At 65.7% G+C, this 16,786-nt stretch carries 23 protein-coding genes; 9 read left to right on the forward strand and 14 right to left on the reverse strand.

The features are described from left to right. Window positions 1-33: 33 nt before the first annotated feature. Together BV210_RS16505 and BV210_RS16510 are read right to left on the reverse strand one after the other, a co-directional pair. A complete protein-coding gene (locus BV210_RS16505; RefSeq protein WP_077207714.1) occupies window positions 34-444 on the reverse strand; it encodes a thioredoxin in 411 nt (136 codons plus the stop codon). A 61-nt stretch (window positions 445-505) separates the two neighbouring features. Further along, entirely contained in the window at window positions 506-958 is a 453-nt protein-coding gene (locus tag BV210_RS16510; RefSeq protein WP_077207715.1) for a DUF488 domain-containing protein, read from the reverse strand. Window positions 959-1,121: 163 nt separating this feature from the next. Here BV210_RS16510 and BV210_RS16515 point away from each other — a divergent pair, with 163 nt between their 5' ends. Further along, window positions 1,122-2,123 carry a PLP-dependent cysteine synthase family protein gene (locus BV210_RS16515; RefSeq protein ID WP_077207716.1) on the forward strand — a complete coding sequence of 334 codons (1,002 nt, stop codon included), beginning with the start codon at window positions 1,122-1,124 and terminating at the stop codon, window positions 2,121-2,123. Between the two features lie 162 nt (window positions 2,124-2,285). Here BV210_RS16515 and BV210_RS16520 read toward each other — a convergent pair whose 3' ends face one another. The 3 genes from BV210_RS16520 to cyaB all read right to left on the reverse strand — a co-directional run bounded on the left by BV210_RS16520 (window position 2,286) and on the right by cyaB (window position 4,739). Then, window positions 2,286-2,861, reverse strand: coding sequence for a DUF5804 family protein (locus BV210_RS16520; protein WP_077207717.1), 576 nt, complete (start codon window positions 2,859-2,861; stop codon window positions 2,286-2,288). A 61-nt stretch (window positions 2,862-2,922) separates the two neighbouring features. Continuing rightward, window positions 2,923-4,125: a methionine adenosyltransferase gene (locus BV210_RS16525; RefSeq protein ID WP_077207718.1), complete on the reverse strand. Its 1,203-nt coding sequence runs from the start codon at window positions 4,123-4,125 to the stop codon at window positions 2,923-2,925. 65 nt (window positions 4,126-4,190) lie between these two features. Next, window positions 4,191-4,739: a class IV adenylate cyclase gene (gene cyaB / locus BV210_RS16530; RefSeq protein WP_077207719.1), complete on the reverse strand. Its 549-nt coding sequence runs from the start codon at window positions 4,737-4,739 to the stop codon at window positions 4,191-4,193. A gap of 117 nt (window positions 4,740-4,856) precedes the next feature. Between cyaB and BV210_RS16535 the strand changes: the two genes are divergently transcribed. Together BV210_RS16535 and BV210_RS20500 are read left to right on the forward strand one after the other, a co-directional pair. Then, window positions 4,857-5,846: a peptidylprolyl isomerase gene (locus BV210_RS16535; protein ID WP_077207720.1), complete on the forward strand. Its 990-nt coding sequence runs from the start codon at window positions 4,857-4,859 to the stop codon at window positions 5,844-5,846. A gap of 125 nt (window positions 5,847-5,971) precedes the next feature. Then, entirely contained in the window at window positions 5,972-6,658 is a 687-nt protein-coding gene (locus tag BV210_RS20500) for a hypothetical protein (RefSeq protein WP_077207721.1), read from the forward strand. Window positions 6,659-6,687: 29 nt separating this feature from the next. Here BV210_RS20500 and BV210_RS16545 read toward each other — a convergent pair whose 3' ends face one another. After that, the gene (locus tag BV210_RS16545) at window positions 6,688-7,014 is read right to left on the reverse strand and encodes a hypothetical protein (protein ID WP_077207722.1); all 327 of its coding nucleotides are present in this window, start codon (window positions 7,012-7,014) and stop codon (window positions 6,688-6,690) included. A 113-nt stretch (window positions 7,015-7,127) separates the two neighbouring features. Here BV210_RS16545 and BV210_RS16550 point away from each other — a divergent pair, with 113 nt between their 5' ends. Beyond that, window positions 7,128-8,051 (forward strand): A/G-specific adenine glycosylase, encoded by a 924-nt coding sequence (locus BV210_RS16550; protein ID WP_077207723.1) that lies wholly within the window; start codon window positions 7,128-7,130, stop codon window positions 8,049-8,051. Between the two features lie 82 nt (window positions 8,052-8,133). Then, complete coding sequence (locus BV210_RS16555; protein ID WP_077207724.1) at window positions 8,134-8,499, forward strand: hypothetical protein; 366 nt, start codon at window positions 8,134-8,136, stop codon at window positions 8,497-8,499. Here the strand turns inward: BV210_RS16555 and BV210_RS16560 are convergent, their stop codons facing one another. After that, the gene (locus BV210_RS16560) at window positions 8,500-8,943 is read right to left on the reverse strand and encodes a VanZ family protein (protein ID WP_077207725.1); all 444 of its coding nucleotides are present in this window, start codon (window positions 8,941-8,943) and stop codon (window positions 8,500-8,502) included. Window positions 8,944-9,157: 214 nt separating this feature from the next. Between BV210_RS16560 and BV210_RS16565 the strand changes: the two genes are divergently transcribed. Next, window positions 9,158-11,149 (forward strand): long-chain fatty acid--CoA ligase, encoded by a 1,992-nt coding sequence (locus BV210_RS16565; protein ID WP_077207726.1) that lies wholly within the window; start codon window positions 9,158-9,160, stop codon window positions 11,147-11,149. On the opposite strand, the gene BV210_RS16570 is transcribed toward BV210_RS16565, so the two are convergent. Further along, window positions 11,146-11,625: a redoxin domain-containing protein gene (locus BV210_RS16570; RefSeq protein WP_077207727.1), complete on the reverse strand. Its 480-nt coding sequence runs from the start codon at window positions 11,623-11,625 to the stop codon at window positions 11,146-11,148. The genes BV210_RS16565 and BV210_RS16570 overlap by 4 nt on opposite strands. 112 nt (window positions 11,626-11,737) lie before the next feature. Here BV210_RS16570 and BV210_RS16575 point away from each other — a divergent pair, with 112 nt between their 5' ends. After that, window positions 11,738-11,977 carry a glutathione S-transferase N-terminal domain-containing protein gene (locus BV210_RS16575; RefSeq protein ID WP_077207728.1) on the forward strand — a complete coding sequence of 80 codons (240 nt, stop codon included), beginning with the start codon at window positions 11,738-11,740 and terminating at the stop codon, window positions 11,975-11,977. Window positions 11,978-11,989: 12 nt separating this feature from the next. On the opposite strand, the gene BV210_RS16580 is transcribed toward BV210_RS16575, so the two are convergent. Both BV210_RS16580 and BV210_RS16585 read right to left on the reverse strand, forming a co-directional pair. Next, window positions 11,990-12,388 carry a cupin domain-containing protein gene (locus tag BV210_RS16580; RefSeq protein WP_077207729.1) on the reverse strand — a complete coding sequence of 133 codons (399 nt, stop codon included), beginning with the start codon at window positions 12,386-12,388 and terminating at the stop codon, window positions 11,990-11,992. Window positions 12,389-12,454: 66 nt separating this feature from the next. Continuing rightward, window positions 12,455-13,219, reverse strand: a complete 765-nt coding sequence (locus tag BV210_RS16585; RefSeq protein ID WP_077207730.1) for an NAD-dependent deacylase — start codon at window positions 13,217-13,219, stop codon at window positions 12,455-12,457. Between the two features lie 129 nt (window positions 13,220-13,348). On the opposite strand from BV210_RS16585, the gene BV210_RS16590 reads away from it, so the two are divergent. After that, entirely contained in the window at window positions 13,349-13,564 is a 216-nt protein-coding gene (locus BV210_RS16590; protein ID WP_077207731.1) for a hypothetical protein, read from the forward strand. 88 nt (window positions 13,565-13,652) lie between these two features. On the opposite strand, the gene BV210_RS16595 is transcribed toward BV210_RS16590, so the two are convergent. Both BV210_RS16595 and BV210_RS16600 read right to left on the reverse strand, forming a co-directional pair. Then, window positions 13,653-13,922 carry a hypothetical protein gene (locus tag BV210_RS16595; RefSeq protein ID WP_077207732.1) on the reverse strand — a complete coding sequence of 90 codons (270 nt, stop codon included), beginning with the start codon at window positions 13,920-13,922 and terminating at the stop codon, window positions 13,653-13,655. Window positions 13,923-14,150: 228 nt separating this feature from the next. Continuing rightward, window positions 14,151-14,600: a universal stress protein gene (locus BV210_RS16600; protein ID WP_077207733.1), complete on the reverse strand. Its 450-nt coding sequence runs from the start codon at window positions 14,598-14,600 to the stop codon at window positions 14,151-14,153. Window positions 14,601-14,700: 100 nt separating this feature from the next. Here BV210_RS16600 and BV210_RS16605 point away from each other — a divergent pair, with 100 nt between their 5' ends. Next, the gene (locus BV210_RS16605) at window positions 14,701-14,949 is read left to right on the forward strand and encodes a hypothetical protein (protein ID WP_077207734.1); all 249 of its coding nucleotides are present in this window, start codon (window positions 14,701-14,703) and stop codon (window positions 14,947-14,949) included. Between the two features lie 9 nt (window positions 14,950-14,958). Here BV210_RS16605 and BV210_RS16610 read toward each other — a convergent pair whose 3' ends face one another. Together BV210_RS16610 and BV210_RS16615 are read right to left on the reverse strand one after the other, a co-directional pair. Further along, on the reverse strand, window positions 14,959-15,408 hold the full coding sequence (locus tag BV210_RS16610; RefSeq protein ID WP_077207735.1) for a universal stress protein: 450 nt from the start codon (window positions 15,406-15,408) through the stop codon (window positions 14,959-14,961). Between the two features lie 124 nt (window positions 15,409-15,532). Then, window positions 15,533-16,753 carry an acyl-CoA dehydrogenase family protein gene (locus tag BV210_RS16615; protein ID WP_077207736.1) on the reverse strand — a complete coding sequence of 407 codons (1,221 nt, stop codon included), beginning with the start codon at window positions 16,751-16,753 and terminating at the stop codon, window positions 15,533-15,535. Window positions 16,754-16,786 lie beyond the last annotated feature (33 nt).

Here is a 16,786-nt window from a genome sequence, read left to right on the forward strand (position 1 = left end):
GACCGGAAACCGTTCGTAGGAATCGGATACGGCTCAGTTCGTCGTCGTGACCTGCCCGTCGAGTTCGTCGGCGAGGTAGACGGCGATCGGAACGTCTTCCTCCTCGACGAAGCGGGCGAGTTCCTCGCCCGTCTCGGTATCTTCGACCACGACAGTTGGGATGTACTCGATACCGTACTCCTCGACGCCGGGGCCGGTCTTCGAGCCGTCGTCCTCCTTCTCGGTCGGGTTGTGTTCGATCCGGTCCTCGGAAATCTCCGCTGCCTCAAGCGCCGCGCCGAAGGCCGGGAGCTGTGACCGGCAGTCCTTGCACCAGTCGCCGCCCCAGATCTTGAACACTACGTCGTCGTCGAGATCGCGCAGCGTCTCGACCGTCTCCTCGTAGGAGTCTTCGTCCCAGACCGGGTCCGGTTCCATCGTCGTCAGTCGTCCGTCGTCGCTCATATCCCCACCAACGCAGTCACCGACCTTAACGGGTGTGTTCCCGACAGCTACCTGACGTCCCTCACGACTCTCCGTCCAGCCGCTGCTCCAGCATCTCGACCAGCATGTGCCTGTGACACCGTTTGTCCTCACCCTCGAAGCAGACGAGGACGACGGTCTCACCGTCCCGAACCCGATCCGCCAGACCGTCTAGCGCTGCCTGTGCCTCCGCTGAGTCGCGGACGTGTTCGCGGTATCGCTCCTCGAATCCAACGTCGTCCCAGGCCTGATTGTGCGCTTCTTCGTCGCACAACCCCTGCATCTTCAGGTCCTCGTGGCGCTGTTTGGTCTCCTCCAGCAGGTCCGCGGGCGGCCCCAGTGTCGGCCGGTTCTCGTCGACCTCGCCGTGGAACCACCCCGTGGGATGGCGGACGACACCGACGAACATTGTATCTCCCTCGAAGGAAACGAGGTCGTGCTGGAGCGCGGCGACGTAGGTCTCCTCGACCGCGCCGGCCCCCGAACTGCGTCCCATGCTATCGTCTCGGTCGGGTGCGAGCAAAAACCCGGCGGCGAACGGAGCGCACGAGGTCTCTGACCTCGACTCGAACGGGCGGAGCCCGTGAGAGCGTCCGCGACCGAGGCACGCCCTGCCGCCGGCAGTGGGCACTTAAGCCGGGGTTGCATAGCGGGGGCAAATGCACTCGTCGATTCTGGAGACCGTCGGCTCGCCGCTGGTGCAGGTGAAGTCGCCACCGGGCGCGACCGTCGCCGCGAAGATCGAGTCGAAGAACCCCGGCGGATCCGCCAAGGACCGTCCCGCACTTGCGATGATCGAGGCCGCAGAGGCCGACGGCGTGATCGAACCCGGCGACCACCTCGTCGAGCCCACGAGCGGCAACACCGGCATCGGCCTCTCGCTGGTCGCCGCCGCCAAGGGCTACGACATCACCATCGTCATGCCCGCCTCCAAGTCCGAGGAGCGACGCAACATCATGCAGGCCTACGGTGCGGACCTCGAACTCGTCGAGGGCGAGATGGACGAGGCCAAGGAACGGGCCGACCGCCTCGAAGAAGAGGAGGGCATGGTACAGCTCCGCCAGTTCGAGAACCCCGCCAACCCCGAGGCCCACTACCGCACCACCGGCCCCGAGATCATCGACCAGCTTGGCGACCGCACACCCGACGCGTTCGTCGCCGGCGTCGGTACCGGCGGCACCCTCTCCGGAACGGCTCGCCGACTGAAAGAGGAGTTCCCCGACATGGAGGTCGTCGCCGTCGAACCCGAGGACAACGCCGTCCTCTCGACCGGCGAATCGGGCTCCGACGACTTCCAGGGGATGGGCCCGGGCTTCGTCAGCGACAACCTCGACACCGACCTGCTCGATTCCGTCGAGACCGTCGGCATCGACGACGCCGAAGCGGAGTGTCGCCGCCTCGCACGCGAGGAGGGGATTCTGGTCGGCCAGTCCTCCGGCGGCACCAACCTCGTCGCCCGCCGCGTCGCCGAACGCCTCGCCGACCCCGACGCAACCTGCCCGCCCTCGCCCGACGCGGGTGGCCCCGGTCCGGGGATCGTGATGGACGGCGACGCCCCCGCTGATCCCGGGAGCGCAGACTACGCCGACTGCCCGCTCGTGCTCACCGTCTTCTGGGATTCCGGGGAGCGGTACATGTCGACCGGGATGTTCGGCAACTAAATTTTTACGTCGTCGGGTGGCGCGCTCCGCGCGCCACCACTCCTCGCAAAAATTTAGTACAAAAACTACCCGCGAGTCGCGCCCTGCGGGCGCGCTCGCGGTGAACCGCGCTCGCTCCGCTCGCGCGGATGCTCGTCCGACTGCAACCGCACCGCGACCGCCCTATCGCTGTTTCTCGCCGCCGAACTCGTCCTCGGCCACTCTGACGACGAGCGTGTCGGACACGTCCCGTAGGTCGTACTCCGGGAGTTCCGGCCCAGTCCGGGCGGCGTACATAGGTTCGACCAGATCCGGGGCCGTCTCGACCGTCCCGCCGTCGGGGTCGTTGTCGTCGTCGCTGTCGCGGTCGTCGGACTCCGTCGATTCAACGGCGTCGGGCGGTCCCTCGTCGTCGCGGTCGGACTCGTACTCGACGCCGTAGATCTTGAGGAAGCGTTCGGTCTCGTCGGGGGATACCTCGTCGTCACGGACGGCGGCGGCCAGATCGCGGGAGAGCCACTCGGTCTCGCTGACGCTCGGTTCGCGGAGGAACGCATCACGGGTGAACCGAACGAGATACCAGTTCAGATCGTTCAGGAGCGCGACGGCCGCGCCGAGGCTCACCGTCTCGACCACGACGGTGTTCTCGAACGGCTCCCGCAGGTCGTAGGTCGCGAGGGCGTTCCGGGCGGTTTCCCGGGAGAGCAACTCGTACCGGAGGTTCACCTCCGGGTCGCCGACGAGACAGACCTGTGTCACACTCGCTGGAACAGAGGCGCGAGGCAAAGCGGTTTCGGCTCACCCGCCGCCGGAACTCGATTCAGAACGTCGAGAGGTCGCCCTCGATCGCCCGCTCGGTGATCGAGGTCACGTCCGCCAGCCGCTCGTCGACGATCTCGGTCACGTCCGCCTCGATGTCGGCGACGGAGACGCCGTCCTCGGTGACGACGTGGGCGTCGGCGACGTGTGGCTCGTCGATGGGCCGTCCGATCTGACTGAGCAGGCGAATCTGGAGTTCCCGGATGCCGTCGACCTCGTCGACGACGGCCTCGGCCACGTCCGTCGAGAGCAGGTTGTAGATCTTCCCGATGTGGTTGACGGCGTTTTTCCCGCTCGTCGCTTCCATACTCATCGGGCGGTTTGGCGTGATGAGGCCGTTCGCGCGATTCCCCCGGCCGACGGAGCCGTCGTCGCCCTGCTCGGCGGAGGTCCCGGTACAGGTCAGGTAGATCGCGCCGTCCTCGTAGTCGTCGGCGGTGTTGACGTGGACGGTGACGGAACGGTCCGTGATCGACCGGGCCAGGTCGCCGACGTACTCGCGGACGCCCTCGACGGCATCGCGGTACTCGTCGAGGTCGGCGACGTGTTCGTCTATCATCGCGGCGGCGACGGTCACGTCGACGTGGTCGCCCTCCCGCTTGCCCATCACCTTCACGTCCGGCCCGACCACGGGATTCTCCGCTGCGTACTCGCCGTTGAGTCGGTGCTCGGTCTCGTAGACGATCTTCTCGGTCTCGGTCAGGGGCGCGTGGCCGACCCCGAAGCTCGTGTCGTTGGCCATCGGCACCGCGCCGTCCTCGCCGAACACGTCTCGGAGGTCGCCGCTCCCTTCGCCGAGTTTCACGTCGATCACCACGTCCCGACCCACGTCGAGCCGGGGGAGTTCCTCGTTGAGATACTCGCGGGCCGCCTCCAGCGCGATGGTCTCGGCCGGGATCTTGGTCCCCTCGTACTCCTTGGTCGCGCGGCCAACGATCAGCAGGTAGATCGGTTCCTGCACCTCGCCGCCGCCGAAGGCAGGCGCGGCGCTGCCCGCCACCAGCTGCGTCTCGTCGGTGTTGTAGTGCAGTGGTTTGCCCACGCGCTCGATGTAGGCCCTTGCGAGCGCCTGCGAGACGCGCTCGGCTACCCCGTCACAGATCGAGTCCGGATGCCCGATTCCCTTCCGCTCGACGATCTCCACTTCCTGATCTTCGACGGCGAGCCGGTTCGTCGGCTCGACGCGAATGTTCCGCTCGGTCATTACCCCTCCCTTGGCAGGTGGGGATTCTATAACTTCCGGAAATGTCGATGCTGACAGAATTACCGTCAGGCATTACCATCGGCGAGGAGCATGCCGAGATACGAGGTTCGGATGCCGTCCTCTGGGTTCAGGGCGAGCGATTCGAGCAGGTCCTCGGCGGCCTCGCGTTCTGCCGGCACGTCTTCCTCGTGTTCACACTCGGTCTCGACCTCGACGAACTCGCCGACCTCCGACACTGTATCGAGGGTGACGGTGAACTCCTCGATCCGGTATCGGGTGCGTTCCTTCTCGACCGTAGCGGCCGGCGAGAAGCCGAGGGATTCGAAGATCGCCTGCACGCGTTCGCGATCCGCCACTTTCGACTCGATCTCCTCACGGGTCTTGGACGCTTGCTCGACGAGCGGCCCCTTGTAGGTCAGTTCGGTCACCGCACCGTCGGCGTCGCGTTCTTCCCGGAGCCGCAGCGCCTCGTCGGTCTCGGCGAAGTCCCGGTGGGGTGCGTCGAAGTAGGTGTCGACCTGTTCGACGGTACCCAGTGGTTCGGCGTCGAGTTCGTCCAATCGAGCGCGGACGGCCTCGTGATCGGCGCGGACCTTGACCTCCACCTCGTACATACCCCTCGATTCGCGGGGTACGACTAAAACGACGGGATTCCGACCGATTCTCGCCGACCTGTCTGCGGCCCGGGTCGAAACGTTGTGCTTATAGGCGTAACCCATGACCTTCACGGTATGAGTGACGAAGCCGAGGCCGACGAGGCCGAACAGGCCGATGACGTAGCCGAGAGTGAGGAGACAGCTGAATCCGAACAGTCCGGACTCCAGGCGGGCGACTTCGTGGAACTGGACTACACTGCCCGCACCGTCGAAGAGGGCATGATCGTCGACACGACCTACCCCGAGGTCGCCGAGGAAGAGGGTCTGGACGAGGAAGACCGCGAGTTCGAGCCCCGAACGCTCGTGCTCGGCGAGGGCTTCCTCTTCGAGGCCGTCGAGGACGACATCATCGGCGGCGAGGTCGGCGACAACGGGACCGTCGAGATCCCCGCCGCCGAGGCGTTCGGCGAGTTCGACGAGGACGACGTTCGGACCGTGAGCGTCAACAAGATCCCCGAGGACGACCAGTACCCCGGCGCACAGGTTCAGGTCGACGGCCAGCAGGGCCGCGTCGAGACCCTCGTCGGCGGCCGCGCCCGCGTCGACTTCAACCACCCGCTCGCGGGTGAGGACATCGAGTACGACTACGAGGTCGTCGGCGAGGTCGACGACCAGCTCGAACAGGCCCAGAGCCTCTTCGACATGTACCTCGGGATGGATCTGGAGATGTGGATCCAGACCGACGAGGTCGAGGAAGAGGAACTCGTCCAGCCCGACGAGGAGGGTGACGAGGACGAAGAACCCGAGCCCGAGACGGAGGTCGTCGAGGTCGAGAAGGAGACCCTCTACATCGAGGCCAACCCGCAGCTCAGCATGAACCAGCAGTGGATGATGCAGAAACAACAGATCTGTCAGCAGGTCACGGATCTGCTCGGTCTCGATCGCGTGATCATCCAGGAGATCATCGACGGCTCCGGGATGGGCATGGGCATGGGCGGCATGATGGGCGGCATGGGCGGCGGCCCCGGCGGCGAGGACATCGAGGAAGCCCTCGAAGACGCCGACGTCGACGCCGACGAGATCATGGAAGAGATCGAAGGCGCTGCCGAAGAAGCCAACGAGTAACCTCCCGACCCGACACACCGTTCTTTCTTTCCCAATCCGACAGCCCCCCGCTCGGGGCCTGGTAGCTCAAAGGAGTCTTTGACTCTCGACAAGGGATTCATCCCACGCCCCTCGACGGTCAGGTGATGCGACGACGAACCTACCTCGTGGGCTGCAGTACCGCCCTGACCGCAGGACTGGCCGGCTGTACCGGCTCCAGCGACGAATCGAGCCCCGACGACTCCCCCGCCGACGACCCGTCGGACACCGACCGGCCCGACGGCACCGACACGCCCCACACCGATCCCGAGTATCCGATCGGACTCGCGAACCCCTCCTTCGAGGACGGACTCGACGGCTGGTGGATCGGGAAAGACCTGCCCGAGATACCCGGCGGCGGGGGAACGGTCGACCACGGGACCGAAGTCGTCACGGAGCGTGCCAGCGACGGCGAGCAGGCGGTCGAGTTCTACATCTCCGGTGTCGCAGACGACGGGACCATCTGGGTCGAACAGGAGATGGACTTCTCCGGCGTCAAGACAGTGACCGTCGACGCCTACAGCGAGATGCGCTCGGCGAACATCCTCTCGGAGGTGGCCTTCTTCGCCGGCGAGAAGCCCGAGGGCGGCCTGCAGGAGCGCGACTTCGACCGAAGCGAGGACGTGCAGGACCACGAGGGCTGGAAGACCTACGAATATTCGGTCACAGAGCTGTCTGGGACCGGCACCCTCGCGGTCGGCATGAACGTGATCTGGGAGACCGACGTGCGCTCCGTGTTCGACAACGTGCAGACTGTCGTGGCCGACAGGGAAACCGAGACCACCCGATCGTAGTCCAGCGAGAGTCGGATCGCCGTGCGAGACTAGAACTGGTAGCGTCGGTCGTCTTTCTGCTGTTGCTGTGGGAACTGGCCGCCGGTCATCTCCTCGAAGGTCATCCCGGAGAGGTACTCGTCGTAGGTCACGTCGTAGGCGTTCCGGAGGTGGAAATCGAGGTTGCCGGTCTCGACGGCGGTCTGGAACTGCATGTGGACGGCCCGCCGGAGCAACTCGCCCACGTCGTCGGGCTCCATCGCTGCGACGAGCATCGCGAGTTCGTTGCGCGTCTCCCGGTCCAGGTCCACGTCGATGGATTCGCCGAGTTCCGAGTAGTTCTCCTCTACGTCGTCTTTGAGGTCGTCGAGGCTCATGGCGGGGACGTGGCGGCTGCCGAGGAAACCGCTTTCGACTGGGCGTGCGCCGTGGATCGACCGGCCGCCACGAACCGCCACGCGTAAGCGGGGGTCGTCCCTACGTCGCGCCGATGAGTGAGGAGGCCCCCGCGGCGCTCTCCGGGGTCGACGTGCCCGCCGTCCGGACGGCGCTGATCGAGTGGTACGAGGCCGACCACAGGGACTATCCCTGGCGGCAGACCGAGAACCCCTACGAGATCCTGGTCTCGGAAGTGATGAGCCAGCAGACCCAGCTCGACCGCGTGGTCGACGCCTGGGAGGACTTTCTTTCCCGGTGGCCGACGGTCGAGGACCTCGCCGCGGCCGACCGGGCGGACGTGGTCGGGTTCTGGACCGGCCACAGTCTCGGGTACAACAACCGCGCGAAGTACCTCCACGAGGCCGCAGAACAGGTCGTCTCCGACTACGACGGCGAGTTCCCCGAAGATCCCGACGAACTCTCGGAACTGATGGGTGTCGGCCCCTACACCGCCAACGCAGTGGCCTCCTTCGCCTTCAACAACGGCGACGCCGTCGTCGACACGAACGTCAAACGCGTCCTCTATCGGGCCTTCGACGTGGACGACGACGACAGCGCGTTCGAGCGGGCGGCCCGGGAACTCATGCCGGCGGGTGAGTCCCGCGTGTGGAACAACGCGATCATGGAACTGGGTGGTGTGGCCTGCGAGAAGACCCCCTCCTGCGACGCGGCGGGGTGTCCCTGGCGGGAGTTCTGCCACGCCTACGAAACCGGTGACTTCACCGCGCCCGACGTCCCGACCCAACCCGACTTCGAGGGGAGTCGTCGGCAGTTCCGTGGGCGGGTGGTCCGCGTACTGGGTGAACACGACGAACTGTCGCTGGACGAACTGGGGCCGCGAATCCGGGTCGATTACGCCCCCGACGGCGAGTACGGCCGCGAGTGGCTTCGAGGCCTGCTGGACGACCTGGCAGACGACGGCATCGTGCAAGTCCGCGAACAGGGTGGGACGACGCTCGCGACACTCGAACAGTGACAGCCTGTCGCCGTGCCGGCGACTCCGAATCGACGCTCGAAGTCGCCAGTGCGCTTACAACCAGGGACCACCTAGGTCCCGTATGGTCTTTTCACCCGGGAACGATGGCGGTCACGACGACGGGAGAGACCGGTCGTCGGTCGAGGACGGCGTGGACGCGCTGGCGAGGCGACTCGGCCGCCTCGCCGCCGTCATCCCTTGGTCGCTGGACGACGCCGTCGTGTTCCGGGACGACGAACAGGTCGTCCTCGCGCGGCCCGCGGGTGGCCCCGGTCCGGCCGGCCCGACGGTAGGTCCTGCACCAGCGGCGGTGGACGACGAGGCCGACGTGCTGATCGTCGCTGCCGACGACGGAGGTCTGGCCGTCGAACACCGCGAGCCCGGGGCTGTCGATTTCGACTCGCTGGCGCGGGTACCCGGGGGTCTGGAAGGTGCGACTCGCGAGTGATCAGGCGTCGGGTTCCCGTTCCGACAAAAACGAAGCTACCGGGCGGAACTGCAGGTACGACTCGACTGCGTACCAGACGACGACCAGCGCGGCCCCGATGGCGTTGGCGTAGGCGTCCCCGACGCTGAAAAACCGGTTCGGGATCGTCCACTGCCAGAGTTCGATACCGATGCCGTACAGCACAGTCACGCAGAACACGCTCGCGGCGAGGTGGGTGCGCGGCCGATCGGAGTCCGCGAGAGCGTACGCAAGCGCGTAGGCGATGGCCCCGTACGCGAGGAAGTGTCGCCACTTGTCGAGTGGAATAATCTCGACCTTGCCCGGAACGATGGGTTCGGGCGGCGGCGCGACCACCACCGACGTGACGAAGACGAAGGCGGCGACGATAGCCACACCGAGCCACCGGAGCCACGCCGGAACGAGCGGAACCGGGACCCGTCGCATACCTCGGGTCGCGCCCGACCGAGGCAAAAATCCAGCGGTCGGACGCGGCCCGTCAGGGCGACCGCCCTGGGACGGATCCATGGGGCGACGCGCCGGGCGGTCACCGGATCGGAGCCGCGTTCCGCCGACCATCGTTCACATGAGTAACCTTTTATGAGAGGTGGGCCAGTCATTCCCGAACGTATTATTGTGTGGGACTGCGTGGGTCCCGCCAATGACCACAACGGAGGAGTTGTTGCAACTGGAGCGGGAGTACACGGACGAAGTTACCGGCTCGGGGACGATTCCCGAGTTGTTCGAGGCGAGCGTCGAGCGGCACACTGATCTGCCCGCCCAGCAGTACAAGGGTGGCGTCTACGACCGGTCGCTGACCGACGACGTGATCCCCGAACCGGCCGAGGGCGAGTGGGGGCTGTTGACCTACGAGCGGATGGCCGAAATCGTCCGGTACCTGGCGGCTGGATTCCGTGAACTCGGAATGGACAGCGGTGACCGCGTGGGGCTGTTCTCGAACACGCGGATGGAGTGGGCACAGGCCGACTTCGCGCTGCTCGCAGCGGGCGGCGTCGTCACGACAATCTACACTGAATCCTCGCCCCGGCAGGTCCGGTATCTTCTGAACGATCCCGGTGCGACGGGCGTCGTCGTCGAGAACGAGGAACTGCTGGCCCGGGTGCTGGACGTGAAAGAGGACACCGACGTGGAGTTCGTCGTCCTCGTCGACGGCGTCGACGTCTACGACGAGAACGACGACATCTACACGCTCGCGGAGGTCTACGAACTCGGCCGCGAGGCCTTCGACGAGTCGACCTACCGATCCTGGATCGACCAGCAGTCACCCGAGGACCTCGCCAGCCTGATCTACACCTCCGGGACGACGGGCAAGCCGAAGGGCGTCCAGTTGACCCACGCGAACTTCCGGGCCAACGTCAGCCAGATCCGCAAGCGGTTCGGCCCGCGTCCCGACAAGGACGAGGACACACCGGTCCTCGACTCGGACGTGAAGACCCTCTCCTTCCTCCCGCTGGCGCACGTCTTCGAGCGGACCGCCGGCCACTTCTCGATGTTCGGTGCCGGTGCGACCGTCGCCTACGCCGAGAGCCCGGACACGGTGCAGGAGGACATGAAGGCCGTCGAGCCGTCGACGGCCACGAGCGTCCCGCGGGTCTACGAGCGTGTCTTCGACGCCATGCGCGAACAGGCCGCCTCCTCGGACCTCAAGGAGAAGATCTTCCAGCGCGCCCTGGAGATCGGCAAGGAGTACGGCCGGACCGAGAACCCGAGCCGGCGGCTCAAACTGGAGTACTACGTCGCGAACAAACTCGTCTTCCAGCAGGTCAAAGATCAGCTCGGCGGCAACATCGACTACTTCGTCAGCGGCGGCGGCAGTCTCAACAAGGAACTCGCGGAGCTGTTCCGCGGGATGGGCCTGGAGATCTTCGAGGGGTATGGCCTCACCGAGACCTCGCCGGTCGTCTCGACCAATCCAGCCGAGGACCCCCGGCCCGGGACGCTCGGCCCGCCGGTAGCCGGGATGGACATCCACCTCGACGACAGCGTCATCGGCCCGGACCGAAAGGAGAAGGCCGACGGCGAAATCGGCGAGTTGCTCCTGAAGGGGCCGAACGTCACGCAGGGGTACTGGAACAGACCCGAGGAGACCGAGGACGCCTTCACGACCCTGTCCGACGACGCGGACGACGACCCGTGGTTCCGGACCGGCGACATAATCGAGCAGACCGAGGACGGCTATCTGGTCTATCACGACCGGCTGAAACAGTTGCTCGTCCTCTCGACCGGGAAGAACGTCGCCCCGGGTCCCATCGAGGACGCCTTCGCGACGAGCGAGCGCGTCGATCAGGTGATGGTCATGGGCGACAACCAGAAGTTCATCAGCGCGCTGATCGTGCCGAATCTGGAGGCGGTCGAGCGGTGGGCCGACGAGGAGGGGATCGACCTCCCCGAGGACCCCGACGACGTGTGTGACGACGAGCGCGTCCGCGAGTGGGTGCAGGAGGCCGTCGACGAGGTCAACGAGCAGTTCGAGAAACACGAGACGATCAAGCGGTTCGAACTGGTCCACGTCGAGTGGACGCCCGAGAACGACATGCTCACCTCTTCGATGAAGCTCAAACGCCGGAACATCCGCGATCACTTCTTCCACAAGGTCGAGGCCATCTACGGCGAGGAAGCCAGCGCGGACTAGAGGTCCGCCACGGCCGCCTCCACGTCCTCGTGGGGGAGCGGGCCGATCCACTCGTCGGCGACGTAGGCGAACTCGACTTCGAGATCGGGATCGACGACGAACACCGAGCGCCACGGCGTCGAGACGTTGGACATGTGATCGCGGTCGGTCAGCAGGTCCAGCGACTCGGAAACTTCGCCGTTCACGTCGGCGAACATACGGAAGGGCGGGCGGCCGAGCCAGCGGAGGAAATCGTTCTGGGCGTAGGGACCGTCGCGGCTGACTCCGAGGACGGGCACCTCGTCGAACTCGTCCCAGCCGTACTTCTGGAAGCGCTTCCACCAGTTCTGCGCGATAGCGCTGTAGACGAAGCCCGTGGAGACGAGGACGGCACCGCGCTCGCCCACGGCGTCGGAGAGAGTGGTCGACCGGAACGTCTCGCCGTCACAGCACAGTGCCTCGAAGTCGGGGAGTTCGTCGCCCTCGGTGGGTGGCATATCCCTGGAGAGACGCGGCGGTTACAAAAATCCCGGCGGACGGTTGGACGGCTCGATCGTGACACCGGCTCGGGGCCGCAGGTTTTTGCCACAGCCCTCCCAATCCAGTCGTATGACGATGACACTCTATCGGCTGGAGGGCTGTCCGTACTGCGAACTCGTCGTCGACCGCCTCGACGAACTGGACATCGACTACGAATCGGTCTGGGTCGAGGGACTACACTCCCGCCGTAACGAAGTCAAGCGGATTTCGGGCCAGCGCCAGGTCCCGGTCGTCGTCGACGAGGACCGTGGCATCACGATGGCCGAGTCGGACCGCATCCTCGAATATCTCGATCGGAGCTACGCCTGATCGAGATCGCGGTCAGTCCAGACTGTGCGGGTCGAGGCCGGGGTCCTCGACGGCCGGCGCGCCGATCGCGAGGATCACGCCCTCGTCGTCGCCGACGTATCGATGGCCGTGGCCGATCTCCGGACCGGCCGCCCAGAACGCGCCCGGTCCGACCTCCATCGTCTCGGTCTCGCCCGAGCGACCGAGTTTCAGTGAGAACTCGCCCTCGATCACGTAGTAGAGTTCTTCCTGCTCACCGTGGGCGTGGTAGTTGATCTCCTCGCCGGGCTCGAAGTACCACAGCGTCACGTGGAGGTTGTCCAGCCCCATCGTCCGGCCGACGGGCCGGATGTCCAGATCCGGCGGCACGCCCTCCACTTCCGACAGGTCTGTGACCGGTACGTCCTCTGTGTCGAGCACTTCGTACTCCATACCGGGGGAACACACGCCCGGTCTCCCCAAAAGCGTAGGGGGCGAGACCGGTCCGTTAGCAGGCCCTCACTCCTCGACCACGCGGCGCAGTCGCGGCAGTGCCTCGGTCACGTCCGCACGGAAGTCGTAGTCGGCCCGCCCCGAGAGCGGTGTGGATTCGAGGTTGACCAGCACCAGTGTCGCCCCCTGCTCGGCGGCGACCCGTGGCAGCGACGCCGCTGGTTCGACGGTCAGTGAGGACCCCACCGCGAGGAACACGTCGGCCTCTTCGGCTCTGGTCTGCGATCGCATCAGCGCGTGTTCGGGCAACTGCTCCCCGAACAGGACGGTGTCGGGCTTGAGCGTCCCGTTACAGTCCTCACAGGTGGGCGGTAGCTCACCGTCCCGCGCTCGCTCCATCGCCGGATCGGCGTCGCTCCGCTGGCCGCAGTCCCGACAGACGACCCGCGCGGCCGAGCCGTGGATCTCGATCACGTTCTCGGAACCGGCCGTCTGGTGGAGGCCGTCGATGTTCTGGGTGACGACGGTGTCGAGGTAGCCCGCCGATTCGAGGTCGGCGAGGGCCTCGTGAGCGGCGTTGGGTGCCACGTCACCGTCGTCGAACGCTTCCGACTGCAGATCCACCCGGTCGTCCCAGAACCCGGCGGGATCGGCCCGAAACCGATCGATGTGGAAGTCCATCGGGTCGTTGCGTTCCCAGATACCGTCCTCACCGCGGAAGTCCGGGATACCCGACGCGGTGCTGACGCCCGCTCCGGTCAGCGCGACCACGGACTCGGCGTCACGGATTGCCCCGGCCACCGCCCGTAGGTCCGACTCGTCGACGCTCATGCTACCATCTCGGGCCGCCTGTGGGATTAAAATCTCCGTCTCTTGGACGGATCGAGTTCCGCCGATACCCGGGTACCCTCGAAAATTTGGCTGGTTACTTATCAGGCTGTGTGAGATAATACCATGTTAATGGCTACCGAACCCGTCGACGACCACGACAGTCCGGAAACCGGCTTGGATGCGTGCATGTCCGAGTTGACGGCCGAGATCGACCGCCTCTGGGAAGATCAACACGACGGGGCCGACCTGTCGGCCGGTGGGAACGGAACCGGGGACGGGAATCGCGAGGCTGGTAGTGAGACCCCTGCGGCGGTGATCGACGCAGTCGTCGACTCGCCGTCGTGAGCCAGTCAGTCAGTCGTCGACGAGGCGGTCGCGGCGGCGGAATCGGGGGACGACGGCAACCCGCAGACAGACCAGCTGTCCATGTAACTCAGAGGGACCGGTGTTCGATCTCGGGATCGATGTCGGCGGCGGCCAGATCCTGCCGGATACGCTCGCGTAACGGTGTCGGCACGGTGTCGCGACTTACAGGGACGGCGATGTCACCGTCGGGTGACACCTTCCAGTAGATTACGCACTCGCTCGGTTCGTAGTACTCGATGCTGTACCGGTCACCGCCGCCGTCGTAGTGAACGCGCGCCGCGGCGTTCTCGACGCGCCAGCCCTCCTGCTCGGCCAGTCGATCCAGAACTCCCGTCATGAAGGGCCCTACGCGGCCCACGGGCTAGTGGTTTCGGTCACGGACAGGTCTGCCGGGAAGAGACAGTCACCTCGGGAGCGTGTGAGGAGGGGGGAGCGGAAAGAGGGAGAAAACCGGTTCGGGATTGGGAGCGAACCGCATCTGATTCAACGAACCGATTGTGGTTGAGTTTTCTTCACGATATCATCGGTCAGTTATATGCCCCCGCGTTCATCCGGGCGGAGCGAGCTAGTCAGCGTGGCGAACGATGTGGACGTCGTAGCGAGGGTCCTCCGAGACGGGGCTCCCGACGCTCGTGACGGGGGTCGAGACGCGGCCGGCGTTCTCGCTGCCGATGAACACGATGGAGGCGTCCACGTCGTCGGCGACGTGTCTGATCGTTCGCGTGATGTCGTCGATGACGGTCGCGGTCATCGAGTCGCTGGTCTCGGGGTGTTCACAGCGGTAGGTGGCGTTGGGGGCCACCTCTTGCACCGTCCGTTCGAACTCATCGGAGACAGCCGTCGGGTCGTAGGTCTCGCCGGCCTCGATCCAGCCGCGTTCCTGGGCGAACGCCTCGTCGTCCGGGATGATGGTCAGCGCCACGACCTCCTCGCCGCGGTAGTCGGCGAACTCGCTCGCTCGCTTGAGCGCGGATCGGGACAGGTCGGATCCGTCGAACGGGACCAGAAGCGTCATGCGGTCCCGTTCTCTAGCCCGCGTCTTAACGCCCGGGGAGCCGGCAACGCCGCCCGAACCGCTCCGGACATTGATACCCCTCCGTGACCTTCCCGCTGCCATGGAGACGCTGGGTGACGGCGACGGCCCCATCGACGTGCACGACTACCGGCACGGCCTCAAACTCCTGAAAGAGACCCGCGAGACGAGCCACTGGGCCAACAAGAGGGGGTACGCCTGTCCCGCCTGCGGGAAGCCCTTCGAGCAACTGTTCATCTCGGAGAAGACCGACAACACGTTCACCCCCTCGTCGGTGACGCCCTTTTGCATCCGACACGAGCCGGATCGTATCCTCATGTTCAGACACTGATGGCGCCGATCACTCGCTCACGTCGGTTTTCACGACGGTCGCGGGACGGGTCGTCAACCGGAGCACGCGGTTGGTGACGCTCCCGAGCAGCGTCCGGTACTCCTCGGGTCGCCGCTTTGTCCCGAGCACGACCAGATCCGCGTCGCTCTCCTCGGCGTAGTCCACGATGGTTTCGGCCGGTTGGCCGTGTCGAAGTTCCTCTACGACCTCGACGCCCGCGTCGGAGGCATCGGCCCTGATCGCTGCCAGTCGTTCCTGGCCCACCTCTTCCAGTCCGTGCTCGGGACCCTCGCGCTCGTCGACGTACTCGTCGCCGCTGTAGGCGGTGACGACGCTCTCGTCGACGACGTAGAGCACGTGGAGTACGGCGTCGTTGGCCGCTGCGAGTTCGATGGCATGTCTCTCGGCGTCGTCTGACGCGACTGTCGCATCCGTCGCGAGCAAGATTCTGTCGTACATACAGATAGAGATCGGGTAGCTATCGAGTTAAAATCGCTTCGTGATTCTCACTGTCCGGGAGGACCGCCCGTCCGCGACCGCTCGAAACGTCCGTCCGTGGCCGGCGAATTACGGGCGATCCTGCTTACGACACGCCGAGCTGTTTGGCGACGGTGTTGAGCTGGATCTCGTCGGTGCCCTCCACCACGCGCAGGATCCGGGCGACGTGGAGGTGGTCCATGAACGGGTTGTCCTCCGAGAGCCCGTTCGCGCCGTGGACCTGCACCACGTCGTCGGCGATGTCGAAGTAGACGTTCGACGCGAAATATTTGAAGATCGAAGCCTCCTCGATGGCCTGTTCGCCCTCGTCCATCAGCCAGGCGAGTTTCAGTCCGGCGGCATCGGCGGCGAAGTTCCGTGCCCGTCCCTCCGCGAGTTTGTGGGAGATGCCCTGGAACTTCCCGATCGGCCGGCCGAACGCCTCCCGCTCGTTGGCGTATTCGACACCCTGCTCGATGAGGTGCTCGGCGTACCCAACTGCCTCCGCCCCGAGTTCGAGCCGCCCGAGCGAGAGGAAGTCCATGGCGTTGTAGAAGGCGGTGTCGGGCTGGCCGAGCACCCGGTCCTCACCGAGGCGCACGTCGTCGAAGATAAGTTCGGCCTGCATGCCCTTCATTCCGACCGCGTTGTTCATCGACCCCAGTTCGAACTCGTCGGCCTCGACGACGAAGCAGGTGATCCCGCCGTAGCGCCCGGCCTCCTCCTGGGGTGTCGTTCGCGCGAACACCTGCACGAAGTCGGCGTAGGGGGCGTTCGTGATCCACTGTTTCTGGCCGTTCAGTACCCACTCGTCGCCGTCCTTTCGAGCCCGGGTATCCATACTCGGTGAGTCCGACCCCACGCCGGGCTCTGTCTGGGCGAAGGCGGTCGATTTCTCGCCGGCGACGGCCGGCTCCAGATACTTCTCGACCTGCTCGCCCTCGGCTTGCAACAGGAGCGGCTTGGGGCCCTCCGGACCCGCGAGGACGTACTCGGTCAGGCCGATGCCGTGGCTGGCGACGTGTTTCTTCGCCCGGTACCAGGTGACGTTCGAGACGTCGTCCCCGCCGGCCTCCTCGGGGAGGTTCATCGCGTAGAAGCCCGCGTCGGCGCTTTTCTTCCGGATCCGCTCGATAGCGTCGACGACCTCCGGGACGAGCCGTCCGTCCTCCTCGTGGCGTAACTGCGGGTTCGACCACGTTTCGCCCAGTTCGTCTCTGACGGGTTCGACCTCTTGCTCGAGGAACTCGCTCAGACTGTCGAGGATGAGCCGGGTCTCCTCACCCGTTCCGAAGTCGACCGACGAGGCCGTGCCTTGTGTTGCCATAGCCCAACGGTACGCCCGCCCCCGCTTGAATCC

The sequence above is a fragment of the Halorientalis sp. IM1011 genome (assembly GCF_001989615.1).
GTDB lineage: Archaea > Halobacteriota > Halobacteria > Halobacteriales > Haloarculaceae > Halorientalis.